Annotated in this window: 19 protein-coding genes; 12 read left to right on the forward strand and 7 right to left on the reverse strand. The window is 45.0% G+C overall.

Going from position 1 to position 20,142, the window contains the following annotated elements; genetic code table 11:
• Nucleotides 1–92: 92 nt before the first annotated feature.
• The 8 genes from cesB to NYE49_RS01345 all read left to right on the forward strand — a co-directional run bounded on the left by cesB (nucleotide 93) and on the right by NYE49_RS01345 (nucleotide 6,915).
• Nucleotides 93–983, forward strand: coding sequence for an enantioselective carboxylesterase CesB (gene cesB / locus NYE49_RS01310; protein ID WP_015482737.1), 891 nt, complete (start codon nucleotides 93–95; stop codon nucleotides 981–983).
• Nucleotides 984–1,177: 194 nt separating this feature from the next.
• Entirely contained in the window at nucleotides 1,178–1,711 is a 534-nt protein-coding gene (gene pssA / locus NYE49_RS01315; protein WP_014475661.1) for a CDP-diacylglycerol--serine O-phosphatidyltransferase, read from the forward strand.
• The gene (locus NYE49_RS01320; protein ID WP_003234861.1) at nucleotides 1,702–2,190 is read left to right on the forward strand and encodes a DedA family protein; all 489 of its coding nucleotides are present in this window, start codon (nucleotides 1,702–1,704) and stop codon (nucleotides 2,188–2,190) included. Before pssA ends, NYE49_RS01320 begins: the two co-directional genes overlap by 10 nt.
• Nucleotides 2,183–2,974 (forward strand): phosphatidylserine decarboxylase, encoded by a 792-nt coding sequence (locus tag NYE49_RS01325; RefSeq protein WP_014475662.1) that lies wholly within the window; start codon nucleotides 2,183–2,185, stop codon nucleotides 2,972–2,974. Before NYE49_RS01320 ends, NYE49_RS01325 begins: the two co-directional genes overlap by 8 nt.
• 54 nt (nucleotides 2,975–3,028) lie before the next feature.
• A complete protein-coding gene (locus tag NYE49_RS01330; protein WP_047182011.1) occupies nucleotides 3,029–3,307 on the forward strand; it encodes a hypothetical protein in 279 nt (92 codons plus the stop codon).
• A gap of 104 nt (nucleotides 3,308–3,411) precedes the next feature.
• Nucleotides 3,412–4,752: an erythromycin esterase family protein gene (locus NYE49_RS01335; RefSeq protein WP_047182012.1), complete on the forward strand. Its 1,341-nt coding sequence runs from the start codon at nucleotides 3,412–3,414 to the stop codon at nucleotides 4,750–4,752.
• Nucleotides 4,753–4,859: 107 nt separating this feature from the next.
• Complete coding sequence (locus NYE49_RS01340; protein WP_003246240.1) at nucleotides 4,860–5,747, forward strand: AraC family transcriptional regulator; 888 nt, start codon at nucleotides 4,860–4,862, stop codon at nucleotides 5,745–5,747.
• Between the two features lie 199 nt (nucleotides 5,748–5,946).
• Complete coding sequence (locus NYE49_RS01345; protein ID WP_015382648.1) at nucleotides 5,947–6,915, forward strand: rhodanese-related sulfurtransferase; 969 nt, start codon at nucleotides 5,947–5,949, stop codon at nucleotides 6,913–6,915.
• Between the two features lie 35 nt (nucleotides 6,916–6,950).
• Here NYE49_RS01345 and gltP read toward each other — a convergent pair whose 3' ends face one another.
• The 3 genes from gltP to nagB form a co-directional block, all read right to left on the reverse strand.
• A complete protein-coding gene (gltP, locus tag NYE49_RS01350) occupies nucleotides 6,951–8,195 on the reverse strand; it encodes a glutamate-aspartate/proton symporter GltP (protein WP_003234847.1) in 1,245 nt (414 codons plus the stop codon).
• A gap of 144 nt (nucleotides 8,196–8,339) precedes the next feature.
• A complete protein-coding gene (gene ptsG / locus NYE49_RS01355) occupies nucleotides 8,340–10,235 on the reverse strand; it encodes a glucose-specific PTS transporter subunit IIBC (RefSeq protein WP_342410814.1) in 1,896 nt (631 codons plus the stop codon).
• Nucleotides 10,236–10,255: 20 nt separating this feature from the next.
• The gene (gene nagB / locus NYE49_RS01360) at nucleotides 10,256–11,005 is read right to left on the reverse strand and encodes a glucosamine-6-phosphate deaminase (protein WP_047182014.1); all 750 of its coding nucleotides are present in this window, start codon (nucleotides 11,003–11,005) and stop codon (nucleotides 10,256–10,258) included.
• A 218-nt stretch (nucleotides 11,006–11,223) separates the two neighbouring features.
• Here nagB and gamR point away from each other — a divergent pair, with 218 nt between their 5' ends.
• From gamR to NYE49_RS01375, 3 genes are all read left to right on the forward strand, one after another.
• Nucleotides 11,224–11,940, forward strand: coding sequence for a transcriptional regulator GamR (gene gamR, locus NYE49_RS01365; protein WP_015382651.1), 717 nt, complete (start codon nucleotides 11,224–11,226; stop codon nucleotides 11,938–11,940).
• Between the two features lie 21 nt (nucleotides 11,941–11,961).
• Complete coding sequence (locus tag NYE49_RS01370; protein WP_015382652.1) at nucleotides 11,962–12,237, forward strand: DUF1648 domain-containing protein; 276 nt, start codon at nucleotides 11,962–11,964, stop codon at nucleotides 12,235–12,237.
• 209 nt (nucleotides 12,238–12,446) lie between these two features.
• On the forward strand, nucleotides 12,447–13,517 hold the full coding sequence (locus NYE49_RS01375) for a branched-chain amino acid aminotransferase (protein WP_047182015.1): 1,071 nt from the start codon (nucleotides 12,447–12,449) through the stop codon (nucleotides 13,515–13,517).
• A 36-nt stretch (nucleotides 13,518–13,553) separates the two neighbouring features.
• Here the strand turns inward: NYE49_RS01375 and mmuP are convergent, their stop codons facing one another.
• The 4 genes from mmuP to NYE49_RS01395 all read right to left on the reverse strand — a co-directional run bounded on the left by mmuP (nucleotide 13,554) and on the right by NYE49_RS01395 (nucleotide 18,606).
• Entirely contained in the window at nucleotides 13,554–14,966 is a 1,413-nt protein-coding gene (mmuP, locus tag NYE49_RS01380; protein ID WP_047182016.1) for an S-methylmethionine permease, read from the reverse strand.
• A gap of 121 nt (nucleotides 14,967–15,087) precedes the next feature.
• Nucleotides 15,088–16,035: a homocysteine S-methyltransferase gene (gene mmuM, locus NYE49_RS01385; RefSeq protein WP_047182017.1), complete on the reverse strand. Its 948-nt coding sequence runs from the start codon at nucleotides 16,033–16,035 to the stop codon at nucleotides 15,088–15,090.
• A 128-nt stretch (nucleotides 16,036–16,163) separates the two neighbouring features.
• On the reverse strand, nucleotides 16,164–17,600 hold the full coding sequence (locus tag NYE49_RS01390; protein ID WP_047182018.1) for an alanine/glycine:cation symporter family protein: 1,437 nt from the start codon (nucleotides 17,598–17,600) through the stop codon (nucleotides 16,164–16,166).
• Between the two features lie 22 nt (nucleotides 17,601–17,622).
• The gene (locus NYE49_RS01395; protein WP_047182019.1) at nucleotides 17,623–18,606 is read right to left on the reverse strand and encodes a glutaminase; all 984 of its coding nucleotides are present in this window, start codon (nucleotides 18,604–18,606) and stop codon (nucleotides 17,623–17,625) included.
• A 301-nt stretch (nucleotides 18,607–18,907) separates the two neighbouring features.
• Between NYE49_RS01395 and glnK the strand changes: the two genes are divergently transcribed.
• Nucleotides 18,908–20,140 (forward strand): two-component system sensor histidine kinase GlnK, encoded by a 1,233-nt coding sequence (gene glnK, locus NYE49_RS01400; protein WP_080344251.1) that lies wholly within the window; start codon nucleotides 18,908–18,910, stop codon nucleotides 20,138–20,140.
• Nucleotides 20,141–20,142 lie beyond the last annotated feature (2 nt).

A 20,142-nucleotide genomic window follows, 5' to 3' on the forward strand; every position in this document is an offset into this window, starting at 1 on the left:
GAGATAATAAGAAATAGGTATTTTTTCTTACGAGACAAAAGGGGCGCTATCCCTTATTTTATATTAATCAAACCCGGAGGAAAAAGAAGAAGATGATACAAGATTCAATGCAGTTTGCCGCGGTTGAAAGTGGTCTGCGCTTTTACCAGGCATATGATCAAAGCCTTTCTTTGTGGCCGATTGAGTCGGAAGCATTCTATGTTTCTACTCGTTTTGGAAAAACACATATTATTGCAAGTGGGCCAAAGGACGCACCTTCGCTCATTTTGCTTCACGGGGGCCTTTTCAGCTCTGCGATGTGGTATCCGAATATCGCGGCGTTGAGCCGTCAATTTCGTACATATGCGGTCGATATAATAGGAGACAAAAATAAAAGTATACCATCAGCAGCCATGGAAACGAGAGCTGATTTTGCAGAATGGATGAAAGATGTCTTTGATTCTCTTGGACTTGAGACGGCACACCTGGCCGGTCTTTCGCTTGGCGGCTCCCATATCGTGAATTTCTTACTCCGCGCGCCTGAAAGAGTAGAGCGGGCGGTTGTTATGAGTCCCGCTGAAGCGTTTATTTCATTTCATCCGGATGTCTATAAATACGCTGCAGAGCTTACAGGGGCAAGAGGAGCTGAATCATATATCAAGTGGATCACAGGCAACAGTTATGATCTGCATCCTTTACTGCAAAGACAAATTGTGGCGGGCGTGGAATGGAAGGAGGAACAAAGGAGCCTGAAGCCGACAGAAAACGGCTTTCCGTACGTGTTCACAGACCAGGAATTGAAATCGATACAAGTCCCGGTACTTCTGATGTTCGGTGAGCACGAGGTCATGTACCATCAGCAAATGGCCTTTGAGCGGGCTTCGGTATTGGTGCCGGGAATTCAGGCTGAAATCGTAAAGAACGCCGGACATCTGTTATCTCTGGAGCAGCCAGAGTACGTCAATCAACGCGTCTTGTCCTTTTTATGCGGGGGGATAAAATAGTAAGGAACATGAAAAGATTGGCATTCATTTTTCAAAAGGTAACAAATGTTGTATAATAATAGAATTTGAATGCTGCTTTTTTTGGAGCATTCTATGTTATCATGCTTATTGGAGAAAAATTTTTCCTGTAACGCTATTCGATCACTATCGTCAAATAATATAGATGGTTTTACAATTGGAGGTTTGGTTACACTGTGAATTACATCCCCTGTATGATTACGATAGGAAACTTCATTTGCGGATTGCTGGCGATTCATTCCTTGCTATATCACAACATTCATTCAGCAGTGCTTTTTATTTTTACAGGCATGTTCCTTGATTTCTTTGACGGGATGGCTGCTCGTAAGCTGAATGCCGTTTCTGATATGGGGAAAGAACTGGATTCGTTTGCCGATCTGGTTACGTTTGGGGTGGCTCCTTCTATGCTTGCTTACAGTGTCGCGTTGTATACCCTGCCATTTATCGGGATCTTATGCGCATTGACGTACAGCATTTGCGGAATGCTTCGCCTCTCTAAATTTAACATTGAACAAAGCAAGCTCCCGACATTTATCGGTATGCCGATTCCGTTTGCGGGCATGTGTCTCGTTATTTTAAGCTTTACCTATAACCCGATCCTTCTGGCAATCGGCACTTGCGGACTTTCATATTTGATGGTGAGTAAAATAAAATTCCCTCATTTTAAAAAACATGCGGCAGAAAACCTGGAGTCCGGGAGATGGAATTAGTTCAGCAGCTCATAGCGGATTACGGTTATCTCGCTATTTTTTTGATGCTCGTATTAGGAATTGTAGGATTGCCGATTCCAGATGAAGTGATGATGACCGTTGTTGGCTATTTCACGCATACCGATGTATTGAATTATGAGCTTTCGATATTGATTAGTTTTGTCGGGGCTTTGTTAGGTATGCTGATCAGCTACATGATTGGCAGAAAAGCCGGACGCCCGTTTATTGACAAGTACGGCAAGTGGGTCGGCTTAAAAGAAAAAAGAATGATGAAAGTGGAAAAATGGATGAAGAAATACGGTCCATATTCTCTTATTTTAGGTTATTTTATTCCCGGCGTCAGACATGTGACGTGCTACTTTTCGGGGATCGGCAAAATGGATCTGAAAACGTATGTTGCGTTTGCGGCAATCGGCGCCTTTTTATGGTGCTTTGTTTTTATTACAATCGGAAGGGTTATAGGGATTATTCATGTTTAATACGGCTGTAAAGATTCTGTATCGATCATTGATAGAGCTGACGAATCATCGTCTGTCATCCTATCTGATTAAAGGATTTTGCGAGTCGAAAATCAGCAAACCGGTCATTCCGCTTTTCTCAAAACATTTTCGGCTGAATTGGGATGATGTGGACGGTACGGCTGCTGATTACGGATCGCTGTCCGAATTGTTCATTCGACAAATAAATCTGGAGCGGCGCCCTGTGTCAAAAGAGGCGCATGCGGTGGTCAGCCCTGTTGATGGTGTTGTTCAGACGGTAGGAATCATCAACCCGAATCAAACCTTTACGGTGAAGGGAAAAGATTACTCATTCGCTGAGCTGACCGGCTGTAAAAGCGCAGACCATCAATACAACGGCGGTTACTTCGTCGTGCTGTATCTAAGCCCGAGGCATTATCACCGTTTCCATTCTCCGATCAGCTGCAGGTATCAAAAGCTGGCCGAGCTCGGAAATCGCTCATACCCGGTAAATCAACTAGGCTTAAAATACGGGAAAGATGTGCTGTCGAAAAATTACCGGTTTGTGTACGAGCTGAATAGCGGCAGCCGAAATGTCTTGATGATTCCTGTCGGCGCGATGAATATTAATTCTATCGTGCAGACGAATACTCGTGCTGAATTGGAGATCGGCGAGGAGCTGGGATACTTTTCATTCGGGTCAACCGTCATTTTGATTTTTGAAAAAGACGCGTTCCAGCCGTCCGCCAATTTAACAGAAGGCCAAGAAGTTCAAGTCGGAGAACTGATAGGTTACGAAGAGTAAAAAGAGGAGCTTGCATAAACGCAGCGCCTCTTTTTTTGAAGAAAGGTGAGACTCATGGAGAAACAAATCATCAGCTGGATTACAGATTATCAGAACACCGGAGATGAAGCCGTCCTGCGGCAAGTGCGAGAAGTATGCTGGCCGATCGTTGAAACAGTTTTGCATGAGAAGGCAATAGATGAAGAGCAAGCGAACAATTTGCGCGAAAAAGGAATTGAGCGGTTTCCATTCATCATCAGCAAATACCAAGCGGATGTGCAGCTTCCGGTTGAGACATTTTTACGAAATACGTATCGGTTTTACTTTCATCAGGTGATGAGAGAATCCAGCTAAAGCTTCTTTCAACAGAGAAGCTTTTTTTGTTGGCAGGAAAAGGAAACTTTTTCTATATCTATCTCGTAATGACTAGAGAACCTAGCAGAAAAGGAGAGATAGAATTGAAACGAATGATAGTGAGAATGACCCTGCCGCTGCTGATCGTTTGTCTGGCGTTTTCTTCTTTTTCAGCCTCTGCCCGTGCTGCTTCTGAAGAAAAATATTGGGATTCATGGATTGAACGACATGCACAGCCGCTGGATGCTTCCAATGCTTCAAACAAAGACCTTCGCTTTCTGAAGAAGGTGCTGAAGGGAAAACGAATCGTTCAGTTAGGAGAAACCACACACGGCGCTGGTGAAATCAACGCCACAAAGGTCCGCATGATCAAATATCTCCACGAAGAGCTGGGATACGATGTATTGGCCTTTGAGTCCGGCTTTCCTGATACAAATGCATCCTACCTTAATATGGACCAATTAACCCCTAAAAGCACGATGAAAAACTCCATTTACGCTGTATGGCACACAGAAGATGTCGTTGAATTGTTTGATTACATGAAAGAGCAAAAAGAGAAAGGCGATCCGCTGATCCTTACCGGTTTTGATATTCAAAGCATGAAGAATTCATTCAATGATGCTGCGACTCAATGGGTAAAAGCGGTGGACCCTGAGAAAGCAGAGTTGCTCTCCCAATCAGAAAATGAGTTTTCGACATTGGTGACAGACAGCAACACGTTTGATGAATTTACGCAAAAGAAGCAAGAGCTTGTGAAAAACTATCAGAAGCTGATCAAGTTCGCTAAAACACATGCTTCAGAGCTAAAAGATAACCTTCCAAAAGAGCCGAAAGCTTATGAGATGTTTATGCATTCTCTTCAGCTGAGAATTGACGTAATGGAAACGTATATGCTGGAAGAAATGAAAGAAAAACTAGAGGAGTATCCGGAGAATATTGAGGATTTTTCATTCTTTATGAGAGACCGCATGATGGCTGAGCAATTTCAGTGGGTAGCTGACACCCTTTATCCGAAAAAGAAAATCATTGTCTGGGGCCACAATTACCATCTGCGCAAACAGAATACGAAGATGATAAAGGACTGGGTACAGCTAAACGGCCCTAACATGGGTGATTATTTGCCGGAGCGGCTGAAAAAACAAACATATACGATTGGCATTTATGCTTACTCAGGTGCAAGTCTGGATAGTTCTGATAATAAGACGGTTATGCCGGTTACAAGCCCGCCGCCGTCTGGAAGTCTTGAAGCTTTGCTGAAAGCTGCGGACCGGCCGGCTGTTTTTGTTGATTTTCTCCATACAAAAAACAAGAAAGGCACTTCGTGGATGTATACCCCGCGCACAGCACTCTATTGGGGATTCACAGAAGAGCAGATGATCCTTAAGGAACAATATGATGGTGTCATTTGGCTGGAGCATATCACGCCATCTGTCATTATCAAGTGAACGGTGTCCCCTGTGGTAAACAGGGGATTTTTACATATCGCAAAAATAATCAAAACATATAATCCGTGATCCATTATTCTAAAACAGAAAGGAGATTGGAGCTTGCAATGTATTATGAAAAAGCTGTCCAGAAAACAATCAATTGGATTGAATCACATTTACATGAGCAAATATCAAACGAGGATATTGTTAACGTTTCAAGCTTTTCAAAATTCCATTTTCATCGGATTTTTCAAAAAGAAGTCGGCATGTCGGTTGCTTCTTATATTCGGTTAAGACGTCTTGCGAATGCGGCGGCAGCTTTGCTTTATACAGATCATCGTATTATCGATATTGCTTTGTATTATCAGTTTGAATCTCAAGAAGCATTTACGAGGACGTTCAAAAAGATGTATCACATGCCGCCAGGAGCATACCGAACATTTATGAAACGCTTTACTTCAAAAAAGGAGGAATCTTACATGGAGAAAAAAATGAAAGGCTGGGTATTGAGCGGGAGCCATCCGTTCCAATTCGAAATGGGAATTGACCGGGAAAATGTACATCAGGGAAAAGCTTCAGGGTATTTAAAGTCAACGATGGTGCAGGATATCGGTGAATTTGCGACGATGATGCAGCAATTCAAAGCAGATCGCTATCTAGGAAAAAGGCTTCGTCTATCAAGTTTTATCAAAACAAAGGGGGTGCAGCATTTTGCCTCACTTTGGATGCGGGTTGACAGTGCTGCTGATGATGTTCTCCAATTTGATAATATGAGCAACAGACCTATTACCGGAACAACCAATTGGAATCATTATGCTATCGTTTTAGATGTCCCAGAAAATAGCGCTGTGATATCTTTTGGCGTTCAATTATCTGGGCCGGGTCAGGTGTGGATGGATCATGTTGTTTTTGAAGAGGTAGATGAGAGCGTTCCTTCAACAAACCTTGAAATGCCGGGAGAACTTTTAGATGAACCGGTAAATTTATCTTTTGAAGAGGAACTACAAAAATAGTTTTCAGACAACTACTTTTATTAGTAAGTTAATGGAAAATACTATTTGTTATTAATAAACCCTTGTGCTGCTTAGGTTTGTAAGAGCTTGGATATTTTTATCAGTCTGGGCGGATCTGTTCATCTTTGCGGCATTTTCCTGTATGATATAGTAAGAGTGTGCATAGCAACTAACTATAATTGAACAGGGTGTTTAAAACATGGAAAAACAATACAGAGTATTACTTTACTATAAATATGTTCCGATTGAAGATCCAGAGGCGTTTAGAGAGCAGCATCTGGCTTTTTGTAAGGAGCTTGGTTTGTTGGGCCGTATCCTTGTTTCTTCTGAAGGAATTAACGGTACGGTATCAGGTACGGTTGAACAGACTGAAAAATATATGGAAACAATGAAAGCTGATCCTCGTTTTGCGGACATGGTATTTAAAATTGATGAAGCAGAAGGCCATGCCTTCAAAAAAATCTTCGTCCGCCATAAAAAAGAGCTTGTAACGCTTCGTCTTGAAGATGATGTCGATCCGAACGAAACAACAGGCCAGCATTTGAAGCCTGCAGAATTTTATGAGAAGATGCAGGATCCAAACACAATTGTCATCGACGCGCGTAACGATTACGAGTATGACCTTGGCCATTTCAGAGGTGCGGTCCGTCCTGACATCGAAGCCTTCCGCGAATTACCCGAATGGATTGAAGAACACAAAGATATGCTTGAAGGCAAAAAGATTTTAACGTACTGTACAGGCGGCGTACGCTGTGAAAAGTTCTCAGGGTGGCTGGTGAAGCAAGGCTTTGAAGATGTAGCACAGCTTGACGGCGGAATCGTGACATACGGAAAAGATCCTGAGGTGCAAGGCAAGCTTTGGGACGGCCAGTGCTACGTATTTGATGAAAGAATCAGCGTGCCTGTCAACCGTGTTGAGCATGTGATTGTCGGCAAGGACTACTTTACAGGAGAACCGTGTGAGCGTTATGTGAACTGCGCAAATCCATCTTGCAATAAAAAATTGATATGCACACCGGAAAATGAGTATAAATATATGCGCAGCTGCAGCCACGAATGCCGCACGAACCCAAGAAACCTGTATGTGAAAGAGCATAATATGACAGAAGAAGAAGTAAACGCAAGACTGGCAGCGATTGAAACAGAAGATCACGCTGCTGCTGAATAATAAAAAGAACACCTCGGATTGAGGTGTTCTTTTTTCTATATGCTTTCAGTTTGGCTGTTTGCGGAAACCCATTCTTTTTGGCGGAAGGCCTTTTCCCATTTTGATACCACGATACAGGCGATCGCATGTCCCGGTACGTTCACGCCTGTTCTCGCCATGTCCATGACGCGGTCAACACCCGCGATAATGGCAACGCCTTCAGCCGGCAGTCCTACAGCATTGGCAGTCGCCAGAAGAACTACAAGCGATCCTGAGGGTACAGCTGCAATGCCTTTACTGGTCATCACAAGCACAAGCATCATGAGCAGCTGCTGGGACAATGTCATGTCTACTTGAAAGGCCTGTGCGAGAAAGATACAAGAAACTGATAAATATAAGCTGGAGCCGTCACAGTTCAATGACAAGCCGGAGGGAACGACAAATGATACCACTCGTTTGGGACAGCCGTATTTCTCCATTCTATCCATCAGCTGAGGGAGAATGGTTTCAGTGCTGGTGGTGGAAAATGCAATTAAAAACAGATCCCATATCATTTTTAATACTTCGAAATACTTGATCTGAAAGATGAGACCGACAAGCGGAAAGAGGACAAAGAGGATCAGGAACAGGCCAAGGAATACGGTGCCAACCAGCTTAAACATAGGGAGGAGGAGTTCAATGCCATATTGGCCTACAGAAGCAGCCATCAGGGCTAACACGCCGATAGGAGCAGTGACCATGACGATTTGCGTGAGCTTGAACATAATCTGAGCTGTAGATTCAAAAAACTTCATTACTGGTTCAGAAGCTTTGCCGATACCAGCTGCGGCGACACCAAATAAAATGGCGAAGAAAATAACGGCAAGCAAATCATTTCTGGCCATGACATCAATAATGTTTGTAGGGATAATATCCAGGATCATTTGCTTGAAATCAACAACTTTGTCTGTGTAGCCGGAAAGTTCATGGATATCTTTTTTTGCCAAATGGGAGAGGTCAAGCCCGACACCTGGTTTTAAGACATTCGCTAATAAAAGTCCAAGTCCTAATACCAATGTTGTAATCACTTCGAACCAAATGATCGTCTTGATGCCGAGGCTGCCCATTTTTTTCATGCTTCCGCTTCCTGCGGCTCCAATGACAATGGTAGAAAATACAATCGGCACAACAATCATTTTAATCAGGCGGATAAATCCATCTCCGACAGGCCTCAGTGCCATCCCGAAATCAGGAAAAAAGTGGCCGATCACCGCGCCGACAGCCAAAGCGATTAAAATTTGAAACGCGATTAATTTTTTCAAATGAATCCCCCTTTAGAACGATAGAATGTAGGCATATTCATATCATTCGTGATTCAAATGCAAACACCTTTTTTCAAGTTATTTTATTTTGATAGCGCTTTCATTATGTTGGCGAAAAAGTCCCCCGCAGCAGGGGGGACTTTTTTACTTCATTTGAATGTGCTTTAGACCTTCTTCAGAGGTATTTGTGAAAATAACCGGTGTTATGGCTGAAGCGGCATGCTGCTTGATGTAATTGAGATCAAAGGTGAGAAGCAGTTCGCCTTGTTTGACCGCTTGTCCGCTTGTGACATGTGCTTCAAAGCCTTTCCCATTTAGTTTGACGGTATCAACGCCGACATGAATCAGGATTTCAGTGCCGCCGGCGCTCATAAAGCCGATGGCGTGTTTTGTCGGAAAAATCGAGACGATCTCGCCGTCCGCAGGTGCAACGACTTTTCCTTCTGATGGTATAATCGCAAAGCCCTCGCCCATCATTTTTTCTGAAAAGACTTGATCAGGCACATCTTTTAAAGAGACAGTTTCTCCTTTAATCGGATAAATAAAGGTCTCACCGGAATCGGGCTTCTGCTGTTTGTCAGTTACCGTGTCCAGCGCGGCGGCGGTGGCAGGGACGCCTCCGGCCATGATTGTTTTGATGTCGTCTTTTAAGGCATCGGACTTGGTTCCGAATATTGCCTGGAAGTTGTTGTTGACCTCCAGCACACCTACTGCACCAAGCCGTTTTAATTCATCCTTGCTGACTTGGCTTGGCTGATGAACGATCACACGAAGCCTAGTGATACACGCATCCAGGTTAGCGATATTTTGCTGTCCGCCCAAGGCCTGCAGCACATGAAAGGCAAGCTGGTCTTTTGCAACTGGAGCTTTCTCCTCATTCTGACCGTCTTCATCTGTCTCACGGCCGGGCGTTTTCAAATTCCATTTCAGAATCGCAAATCGGAACAAATAATAATAAATGAAAGCAAACACGATCCCGACAGGAATGACAACCCAGCCGTTTGTAGACAGTCCGTAGTTCAAGACGTAGTCAATTCCCCCGCCTGAGAACGTATAGCCGTGACGGACATGGAATAAATCACAAACGACAAAGATGACGCCGGCAAGAATAGAGTTAATCAAATAGAGCACGGGCGCAACGAACAAGAAAGAAAACTCAACCGGCTCTGTAATTCCGGTCAGCATAGATGTGAGTGCCGCAGAAATCATCACGCCAGAGATCATTTTTTTCTTTTCCGGACGCGCGGTATGGATAATGGCAAGAGCAACTGCCGGCAGACAGAAAATCATGTAAGGGAAATCCCCCATCATAAAGCGCCCGGCTGTCGGGTCTCCCGCGAAAAACCTTGTCAGGTCGCCGGTTACGGTGTTGCCTGTTGATGGGTCTGTGTATTCTCCCATCATAAAATAGAAAGGTGTATAAAAAATATGATGCAGGCCAAAAGGAATCAGTAAACGATAGATCGTTGCATAAAAGAACAGTCCGACCGTTGAATCGGCGATTAAACTGCTGGCTGCGTTGATCCCGTTTTGGATCAGCGGCCAAACAAATGAGAAAATGACGCCGATCACCAATGAACTGACGGAAGTAATAATCGGGACAAAGCGTTTTCCAGAGAAAAATCCAAGGACCGGATGCAGCTCGATTGATGAAAATCGCTTATATAAATAGGCGGCGAGAAGCCCGATGATGATTCCTCCGAAAACCCCCATATCAATCAGGTGCTCGGCTCCTTCATACGGAGGCTGAAGGCCGAGTAATTTTCCCATATTGTCGAGGGTGACGGTTAAAATTAAGTATCCGATGACAGCGGCAAGTCCGGCTACACCTTCTCCGCCGGCTAATCCGATCGCGACCCCCACGGCGAAAATCAGCGGGAGATTATCGAATACAACGCCGCCCGCATCCTTTATAATAGGGATGTTCAGTAGATCCTTGTCTCCGAAACGGAGCAAAAGACCTGCTGCCGGCAGGACGGCAACCGGAGTCATCAACGCGCGGCCAAGCTGCTGCAGAATTTGAAATGCCTTTTTAAACATGACAGTCTCCTTTTATTGTGTTATGAGAATGATGCACTCTTTAATTTTTGAGCTGCTTTATAATCGGCGATAACGGTTACATGATTGTGTTTTTGAAGAATAGAGGCCGGTACATCTGTCGTGACAGGACCTTCAGCCATCTTTTGAATAGCGTCTGCTTTTTCCTCGCCGCTTGCTAAAAGCACAATATGTTTGCTGAATTCCATGATAGTTTTAATGCCCATTGAAATCGCGAGTCTTGGCACCAGCACCGGATCGCCGCCGAAGAATCTGGCATTTGCCTGTATCGTGCTTTCCGAGAGCTTCACAACACGTGTCCGGTCTTCAAAATCAGATCCCGGTTCATTAAAACCGATATGGCCATTGGCGCCGATGCCGAGAATTTGGACATCAATGCCTCCCGCCTGGCGGATGAGATCCTCGTATACTTTGCAATTCGCCTCAAGCTGCGGATTGTCTCCTTTCGGGATATGAATATGATCAGGCTGCATATTGATATGCTGAAAAAGCTGCTCATGCATAAAATGGTTATAACTTTGCGGATGAGATGGAGAGAGACCAGTGTATTCATCCAAATTAAATGTAGTAACCTTTGAAAAATCAATTTCGCCTGTCTGATAGTCTGAAATCAACTGCTTATACAAGCCGACCGGTGTGCTTCCTGTTGCCAGGCCGAGAACGGCATCTTTCTTGGCTTGTATTTGTTCTTTAATAATGGCAGCGCTTAACTTACAGAGTTCTGCGTAGTGCTCAGCGATCAGAATCTTCATGTGACACCCCCTCAAAGAGATAGACAATCATCATATTTGTTATGACCAATTTATGATACTTGTCATTACGAATTTAGCACCGTCCTTATCAAACTGTCAATATTAATTTCTGAAAATTTGTTATAAAAGAAGGATACAAATCTTTCATATTGGGATGGCAAATGGTATTATGGTCTCAATGAAAAAGAACGGATTGCATACAGAATGGGGAGAATGAAATGACAGCTTTATATTCTGTTATTAAGTTTAAAATCATTGAGTTAATTAAATCGGGCAAATATCAGGCGAATGATCAGCTGCCGACGGAGAGTGAGTTTTGCGAACAATATGATGTCAGCAGAACAACTGTGAGACTGGCTCTGCAGCAGCTAGAGCTTGAGGGATATATTAAAAGAATTCAAGGAAAAGGGACATTTGTATCGGCGGCAAAAATACAAACGCCGATTCCGCATAAGATTACGAGCTTTGCAGAACAAATGAGAGGCCTTCGTTCTGAATCAAAAGTGCTTGAGCTTGTGGTGATTCCTGCCGATCACTCCATTGCCGAGCTTTTGAAAATGAAAGAGAATGAACCTGTCAACAAGCTTGTCAGAGTCAGATACGCCGAGGGGGAACCTTTGCAGTATCATACCTCATATATTCCCTGGAAGGCGGCACCGGGGCTGGCGCAGGAGGAATGCACCGGCTCGCTGTTTGAATTGTTAAGGACAAAATACAATATTGAAATCAGCAGGGGCACGGAATCGATCGAACCAATTTTAACGGATGAAACGATCAGCGGCCACTTATTAACCAATGTCGGAGCGCCTGCGTTTTTATCAGAATCCCTTACCTATGATAAAAATGAAGAAGTGGTGGAATATGCGCAAATTATTACCCGGGGAGACCGAACGAAATTCACCGTAGAACAGTCATATCATTCAAGCAATACGTGATAAGAAGGGAATGGTCGTTCTATGTTTCTATTGACGAATGGAAAAGTGCTGTGGGGAGCAGTAATTGCTGCATTCATCTTTTCAATTGTATTTTACCCTTTTCTGCCGACGCAGATGCCGATTCATTATGATGTAGCGAACAGCCCGGATCTGACAGTTAACAAGCTGGCGGGGATTGTGATACTGCCTGTTTTGATGGTGGTGTTTGCATGGGCGCGGAAGATCAATTGGCAATTTGTATTCGCGGTGTATATTTTGCTGATTTGCCACATTGTCGTCCTTTATTTAGCGCTCTAAATCAAACAGCCAGAATAAAACTGGCTGTTTTTCTTTAATTTCAGCTTCATCTGACAATGAATGTGGTGTATAATAGCTGATGATCCTAAAGAATATTCTGAAATTTATAGGTGTGAAGCGGCGTATGATCAAAGGAAAGGCTGTATACTTTTTGCAGCTTTAAAAAGACTGAATATTTAAACAATTATGTGAAAGGTGTGCTGATTAGATTGAATAAGCTTATTGAACGAGAAAAAACTGTATTTCATAAGGAAAAGCCCAATCCGTCATCCTTGGGATTTGGTCAATATTTTACAGATTATATGTTTGTGATGGACTACGAAGAGGGAATTGGATGGCATCATCCGAGAATTGCGCCGTACGCACCGCTTACGCTTGATCCGTCTTCATCTGTTTTTCATTACGGCCAGGCTGTTTTTGAAGGATTAAAAGCATACAGAACAGACGACGGCAGGGTGCTGCTGTTCCGTCCGGATCAAAATGTCAAACGGCTGAACAGATCGTGTGAGCGCATGAGTATGCCTCCTTTAGACGAAGAGCTGGTGCTTGAGGCATTGACGCAATTAGTTGAGCTGGAGAAAGATTGGGTTCCAAAGGAAAAAGGAACGTCACTGTATATTCGTCCTTTTGTGATTGCCACAGAACCGAGTCTCGGTGTGAAGGCATCCAAGAGCTATACATTCATGATCGTGCTTTCGCCTGTAGGTTCCTACTATGGCGACGATCAGCTGAAGCCGGTAAGAATCTACGTCGAAGATGAGTACGTGCGGGCGGTGAACGGCGGAGTCGGATGTGCAAAAACGTCTGGAAATTACGCGGCTAGTCTTCAGGCACAGCGGAAAGCGAATGAGCTGGGTTATGACCAGGTGCTGTGGCTGGATGCCATTGAAAAGAAATATGTGGAAGAGGTAGGGAGCATGAACATCTTTTTCGTCATAAACGGGGAAGCTGTCACACCTGCTTTAAGCGGAAGTATTTTAAGCGGGGTGACACGTGCGTCTGCGATTGAACTGATTCGAAGCTGGGGCATTCCGGTTCGTGAAGAGAGAATATCGATTGATGAGGTGTATGCGGCCTCTGCACGCGGAGAATTGACAGAGGTCTTCGGCACAGGCACGGCAGCAGTCGTTACGCCTGTCGGTGAACTCAACATTCATGGAAAAACGGTGATTGTAGGCGACGGGAAAATCGGGGAGCTCTCGAAAAAGCTGTATGAAACGATAACAGATATTCAGCTTGGCAAGGTGAAAGGCCCGTTTAACTGGACAGTGGAAGTGTGAAAATCGAAAAAGAACCTGCCCGGAGGCAGGTTCTTTTTATTTTGAATGAGTCATATCAGCATTCGGCTGGCTTTTGCGGTTTTTTACATAATACATTGCATAGCAAATGGCCATAAATGGAACACCGCAATAGAGTGCGATTCTTTGATTCGGATCAAAGGCAATGCCAACAACGGAAGCCAGGCATAACAGGAACGCGGCAATCGGCACGAACGGATACAAAGGGGTTCTGTATTTCAAATCAGTAACCTTGTTTCCCGCTTCGATATAACGTTTTCTGAACATGAATTGAGAAGCAGCGATACCCATCCACACGACAACGACGGCAAAACCGGAAATCGACACGAGCACAACGTATACAGTGTCTGGCGCAAATACGCTGGACAGCAACGACAGAATGCCGCCGATCATGCTGAACACCAGCGCGTTAAAAGGGGTTCCTTTTGACGTCAGCTTAGCAAATGTCGGATGAAGCGTTTTTTCTTTTGATAAAGACCACAGCATCCGGGAAGAAGCGTAGAGTCCGGAATTAGCCGCTGACAGGATCGCTGTCAGGATAACAAAGTTCATGATATCGGCTGCGTATGGTACACCGACTCTGTCAAAAACAGCGACAAACGGGCTTTTGATGACACCTGCATCTTGAATCGGAATCAGCCCTGACAGCACAAAAATTGTTCCGACAAAGAAGAGTGAGAGACGCCAGACCGTTGTTTTAATCGCTTTTGGTATCGTCTTGTCAGGATCAACGCTTTCACCGGCTGCGATTCCGATTAGTTCCGTTCCCGAAAAGGCAAAATTAACGGACAGCATCGTCATCAAAATCGGGACAAATCCATTTGGAAAAAGCCCGCCTTCCGCCATGAAGTTGGACAGCATCGGAGCGGCTTCTCCGCCTTTGATCGGGATGATGCCGAACATGGCAGAGCCGCCTAAAAGAATAAATAATACAATGGCTAACACTTTGATGCTGGAAAACCAAAATTCTGATTCAGCGAAAAACTTGACCGAAAATGCGTTAAGCAAGAAAATGAACAGCGCAAAGACGGCACTCCACATCCAAACCGATGTATGGGGGAACCAGCGCTGCATTAACAGGCCGGCTGCTGTGAATTCTGATCCCAATGCCACGGTCCATGTCAGCCAGTACAGCCAAGCGACCGTAAATCCGGTGCCCGGCCCTATGTATTTGGCTGCATAGGTGTGAAAGGCGCCGGTCACAGGCATGGCGACTGACAGCTCACCGAGGCATAGCATGACCAGATAGACGATGCCGGCCCCGACTAAGTAGGCAAGTATCGTTCCGGCCGGGCCTGCTTGCTGAATGGTATAACCTGAGCTTAAAAACAGCCCGGTTCCGATGACACCTCCCAAGGAAAGCATAAAGAGGTGCCGGCTTTTCATACTTCTCTGAAAGGTTGTCTCATTCTTGTTGTGGACAGAGTTCATCTTTTTCCAACTTTCTATCAGCGATTTATTTCCTCCTAATATAAAAAATCTCATGTCAGGAAGTGACACGAGACTCCGGCGAACCGGCTTTAAGTTAGAATATACAAACTATTCAGATAAGTCAAGTTGTTTTTAAAGAGCGGGCCCAAGCCGCAATTTCTTGAATATTTTCGGGTTTTGTCCGGCAGCAGCCGCCAATTAGCCTCGCTCCTTTTTCATGCCAGGTGCGGGCGCTCGCCCCGTAAGATTCTGCGCATGCTGCGCCGTTCCACGTTTTTGTTTCCGGATCATATTGCTCACCTGAATTCGGATAGACAATGATCGGTTTTGACGTGTTCTTTTTTAACTCCTCTATCAAGGAAGGGATATGCTGAAGCGGCGTGCAGTTGATGCCGAGTGCTGCAATTTGGCGGTGTTCATCAAGCCACGATGCGCAGTCAGCTGCAGGTGTTCCGTCACTGATATGCAGGCCGTCTTTAGCACTGAAGCTGATCCATGCATACGTTTCAGGAAATTCCTTCAACAGCCGAACAATCGCTTTGGCTTCAGTCAGACACGGAATCGTTTCGCATGCCAAAACATCAGCTCCGGCTTCAATCAGCGCCTTCATCCGGGGACGATGAAATTCAATCAGTTCATCTTCTGGTATTGCGTAGTTGCCGCGATATTCAGACCCGTCTGCAAGATAAGCGCCATAAGGGCCTACAGAAGCCGCAATGATCGGTTTTGGCCGATTCAAACGGTTCTCTTCAAGCGACCAAAATTCATCACGTGCTTCAGCTGCGATGCTGACGGACAACTCGATGAGCCGGCGTGCTTCCGCTTCGCTCAGCCCGCGTGCGGCAAAGCCTTCAAATGTAGACTGATAGCTGGCAGTGATTGCACAATCGGCGCCTGCCGCGAAATAATCAGTATGAACTTGTTTAATCAGATTTGGCTCTTCCATCAGGATTTTTGCCGACCACAGACTGTCGTTCAAATCACAGCCCTTGCGTTCAAGCTCGGTCGCCATGGCGCCGTCTAGCACAATAAGCGGGTATGTATCTAATATGTGTTGGATAGGATTCATAGAATGTACCGATGCCTTCTTTCAGATTTTTTTGAAAAAGATATGAAAATCGTAATGGAGGCTTACGTGTTTGTCAATAAACGCAAAAAGGAAAAGGTGTTCAGCCGATATGTCTGAACACCCTTTTCTTATGATATTTGTTTGTTGTGCGTGTCAGTCTTTGTGTCTGAAACCGGCCAGCACTCAATGCCATTATGGTTTTTGAGCACATCTTTATAAAAGACCGGATCCTTGCCTGCTTTTTTCTGGCGTGTATAGTCTTTCAGCGCCGTAAAAACGACCTTTGATAGTAAGAAAATCGCGATTAAATTCACGACGACCATCAAACCCATGAACAAATCAGCAAGATCCCAGACGAGCTGGACTTTGGCAACACAGCCAAACACGATCATTGCCAGCACGCCGATACGGTAGACAAAAATCAGTTTTTTGCTTTTGTTCAAAAAGCCGATATTGGTTTCGCCATAATAATAGTTTCCAATTAGAGCACAGAATCCGAATAACAAAATCAGAATGGCGAGAAAGCCTGATGCCCATGATCCGACATGGGAGCTGAGGGAGGCTTGTGTCAAGGCGATTCCGCTCAGACCCGGAGTATGATAGGCATCCGAAAACAGGATGATAAAGGCGGTGCTTGTACAAATGATTAGCGTATCTGACAGGACACCAAGCGCTTGAATCAGCCCCTGTTTGACAGGATGGCTTGTTGTGGCGGTGGCAGCGGCATTCGGTGCGCTCCCCATTCCCGCTTCGTTTGAAAAAATTCCCCGTCTGACGCCTTGCATGAGTGCCGCGCCCAAAGCCCCGCCGGCGGCCTGATCAAAACCAAACGCATTTTTCACGATTAGCGCAAGCACACCTGGCAGCTGCGTAATGTTGGTAAAAATGACGAAAAACGCAACTCCGATATACAGGACAGCCAATACGACGACAATGGATTCAGCCAGCTTTGCAATGCGCTTGACTCCGCCAAAAATAATCGTGCCGAATACAGTAATTAAAATGAGTCCCAATGTCAGGCGGTTTGTGCCAAACGCGTTTTCAAAGGCAAGGCTGACTGTATTGGATTGAACCGAGTTGAAGACGATACCGAACGATAAGGTGATTAACACAGCGAACAGCGCGCCCATCCACCTTTTGTTCAGCCCTTTTTCCATGTAATACGCAGGCCCGCCGCGGAAGCCGTTTACATCTTTTACTTTATAAATCTGAGCCAGTGTGCTTTCCACAAAGCTAGATGCTGATCCGATAATGGCGATAATCCACATCCAGAAGATTGCACCGGGCCCGCCGAGTGCAATGGCGATGGCAATGCCCGTAATATTTCCCGTTCCGACACGGGCCGCCATGCTGATGCAAAAGGCTTGAAACGGAGAAATGCTGTTTTTCGATCGGGAAGCAGCACCTTCTCTTAATACCCTGACCATTTCTTTCAGCATGCGAACCTGTAAAAACTTCAGCCTGAACGTAAAATAGATTCCAAAAGAAAGGAGCAAAACAATTAATAGCTTTGACCACAAAAGATCATTTGCAATACCGACGATATGTTCCAGGATTTGCTGCATAGAATCACCTCTTTTTTCATATTTAAAAAATGCTGAGCTCCCATTCCTGCGCCATATGCTTCAGCAGCATACCGCCAGTGAGGCTGTTGCCGTATTCATCAATGGCAGGCCCGTAAATGCCGATGCCGCATCCGGATTGAAAAGGCTGTTCTCTTCTGGCGCTTGGAGGCACCAGCGCCATGATGCCGCCGGAGACGCCGCTTTTGGCCGGCACGCCGACAAACGCCGCATATTTGCCTGAAGCGTTGTACATGCCGCACGTCAGCATTAATGCCTTGGCCAATTTTGCGACATCTTTTGGAATCACCTGCTCGCGTCGAATCGGATGATACCCGTCATGAGCAAGGATCAGGCCGATCAACGCAATATCTTCTGTAGTGCTCTCCATAGCGCATTGCTTCAAGTACACCTCAAGTGTTTCTTCTACTTCAGCTTCTAAAAAGTTTGTTTCTTTTAAATAGTAGGCCAGCGCTCTGTTGCGGTGGGCGGTTTCCCATTCAGAACGGAATACTTCCTCATGAATTCTCGGCCGTTTTCCTATCAAAGTTTCCATCACCGAGTAAAGAAACACGAGCTTTTCGTATGCCGATTCTCCGGGAAGAATCGAAGCGATGGTAAGGGCGCCCGCGTTGATCATGGGATTGAAGGGCTTTCCCGGCTTGTTGATTTCGAGCCGAATGATTGAATTAAAGGCGTCGCCTGTCGGCTCGACATCTACGCGGTCCAGCACATAGGGAATGCCGCGGCTCATGCAGGCGGCAATAAAGCTAATCACTTTTGAAATGCTTTGCAGGGTAAAAGAGACGTTCCAGTCGCCGGCGTGTATCATCGTTCCATCAGGCTCCAATACACAGATGCCGAGCTGTGAATCATTGATTTTTCCTAATGCGGGGATATAGTTTGCACTTTGTCCATTGGCGGCAAAAGGGCGATAGTACTCAACCCAATCATGCAGCTGTAACGCCGGGTTTATGTCTTTCTGGTGCTCTTTTATCAATTCTTTCATCGAATTCCTCCTCACTGATTTTTTTCTTAAAGGACTGAGGTGTATCAAAACGAAGGCTAAAGGGGCGTTAAACGCTTTCATGATAGCGGAAGGTATAATTACTGTATAATGGCGACTACAGAATCATACAAAATACGACAAAAACATTTTGAAAATAAGCAGTAAGATTTATAAAAACCTTATTTTCTGGGTCAAAAGCAATTTGCAGGTTTTCGCCCGATTCCCCAAAATAAAAAGCGAGGATGTGATCAACATAAAACTGGAACGGTTTATTGAAAAAGACGGATATATACTGGCCCTCATGCTGATAACGGTGCCGCTGGCCGGTGAACTGAAATTTTATCCCCTCAATGAAGAATTCCGGGTCAGCTTTGGGGCACCGGTTTTTTTCTTCTTTTTATCGTTGTTGCGGCATGTGCCCGCTGTGCTGCCGGGTTTTCTGACTGGAGCGGCTGTTTTCATCTTTCGCGTCTTACTGGAATTATGGGGCGGAGGACACAATGGACTGACTCCGATTCTGTATGATCAAGCGTCTGGCTTTTTCTTTTATATGACTTACGCCTGTCTGTTTTCCATATTAAAGGCCAATCGTTTCCGTGAACGGCCGATTATGCTCGGTTTCATTGGGTTTATGATTGAAGTTGTGTCAGATTGTGTCGAGCTGGCTGTGCAATTTCTCATTTTTCATACGGTTGTCACGCCTGAGAAAATCACTGACATTGCGGTGATTGCGATTTCTCACACATTTATTGTGATGAGCTTTTATAGTGTGCTGAAGCTGTATGAAACACAATCGAGAGAAAAACAGACAAGGCAGCAGCACGAGCACATGCTGATGATCGTTTCCAATTTATATGAAGAAACGGTGCACCTAAAAAAGACATTGAAAACGACAGAGAAAGTGACAAACGATTCGTATCAGCTCTATCGGGAAATGAAGGGCAAGGATGTTCAGCTGAGCGGCAGAATCCTGAGACTGGCCGGAGAGATTCATGAAGTGAAAAAGGACAACCAGCGAATATTCGCAGGGCTTTCAAAACTGATTTCGAATGAGAGTTTGAGAGATTATATGAGGGCTTCTGATTTGCTGCAGCTCGTGATTCGAATGAATGAAAAGTACGCTGAAGCACTAGGAAAGCAGATTGGTTTTTACTGCTCCATAGAGGGAGAGCATGACGAATATCACGTATTTATCGTGCTTTCGATCATTAATAATCTAACAGCAAATGCGGTAGAGGCTATGGATGAAGAGGGAATGGTCAGCCTGAGGCTCCGTAAGCCAAATGAGAGTATGGTAGAATTCCAGGTGGAAGACAATGGCCCCGGGATTTCTGAGAAAATCGGAGACATTGTGTTTGACCCGGGCTTTACTTCAAAATATGACGAATTTGGCACGCCTTCTACGGGTATCGGACTTTCCTACGTAAAGGAAATCGTGACAGAGCTAGAAGGGGATATCACGTTTGATAATCAGCAGCGGGGAGTGGTGTTTGCCATCAGGCTGCCTGTCCGGCATTTGATTCAGAAAGGGTGAAC

The organism is Bacillus sp. FSL L8-0358 (assembly GCF_038593095.1).
GTDB lineage: Bacteria > Bacillota > Bacilli > Bacillales > Bacillaceae > Bacillus > Bacillus subtilis.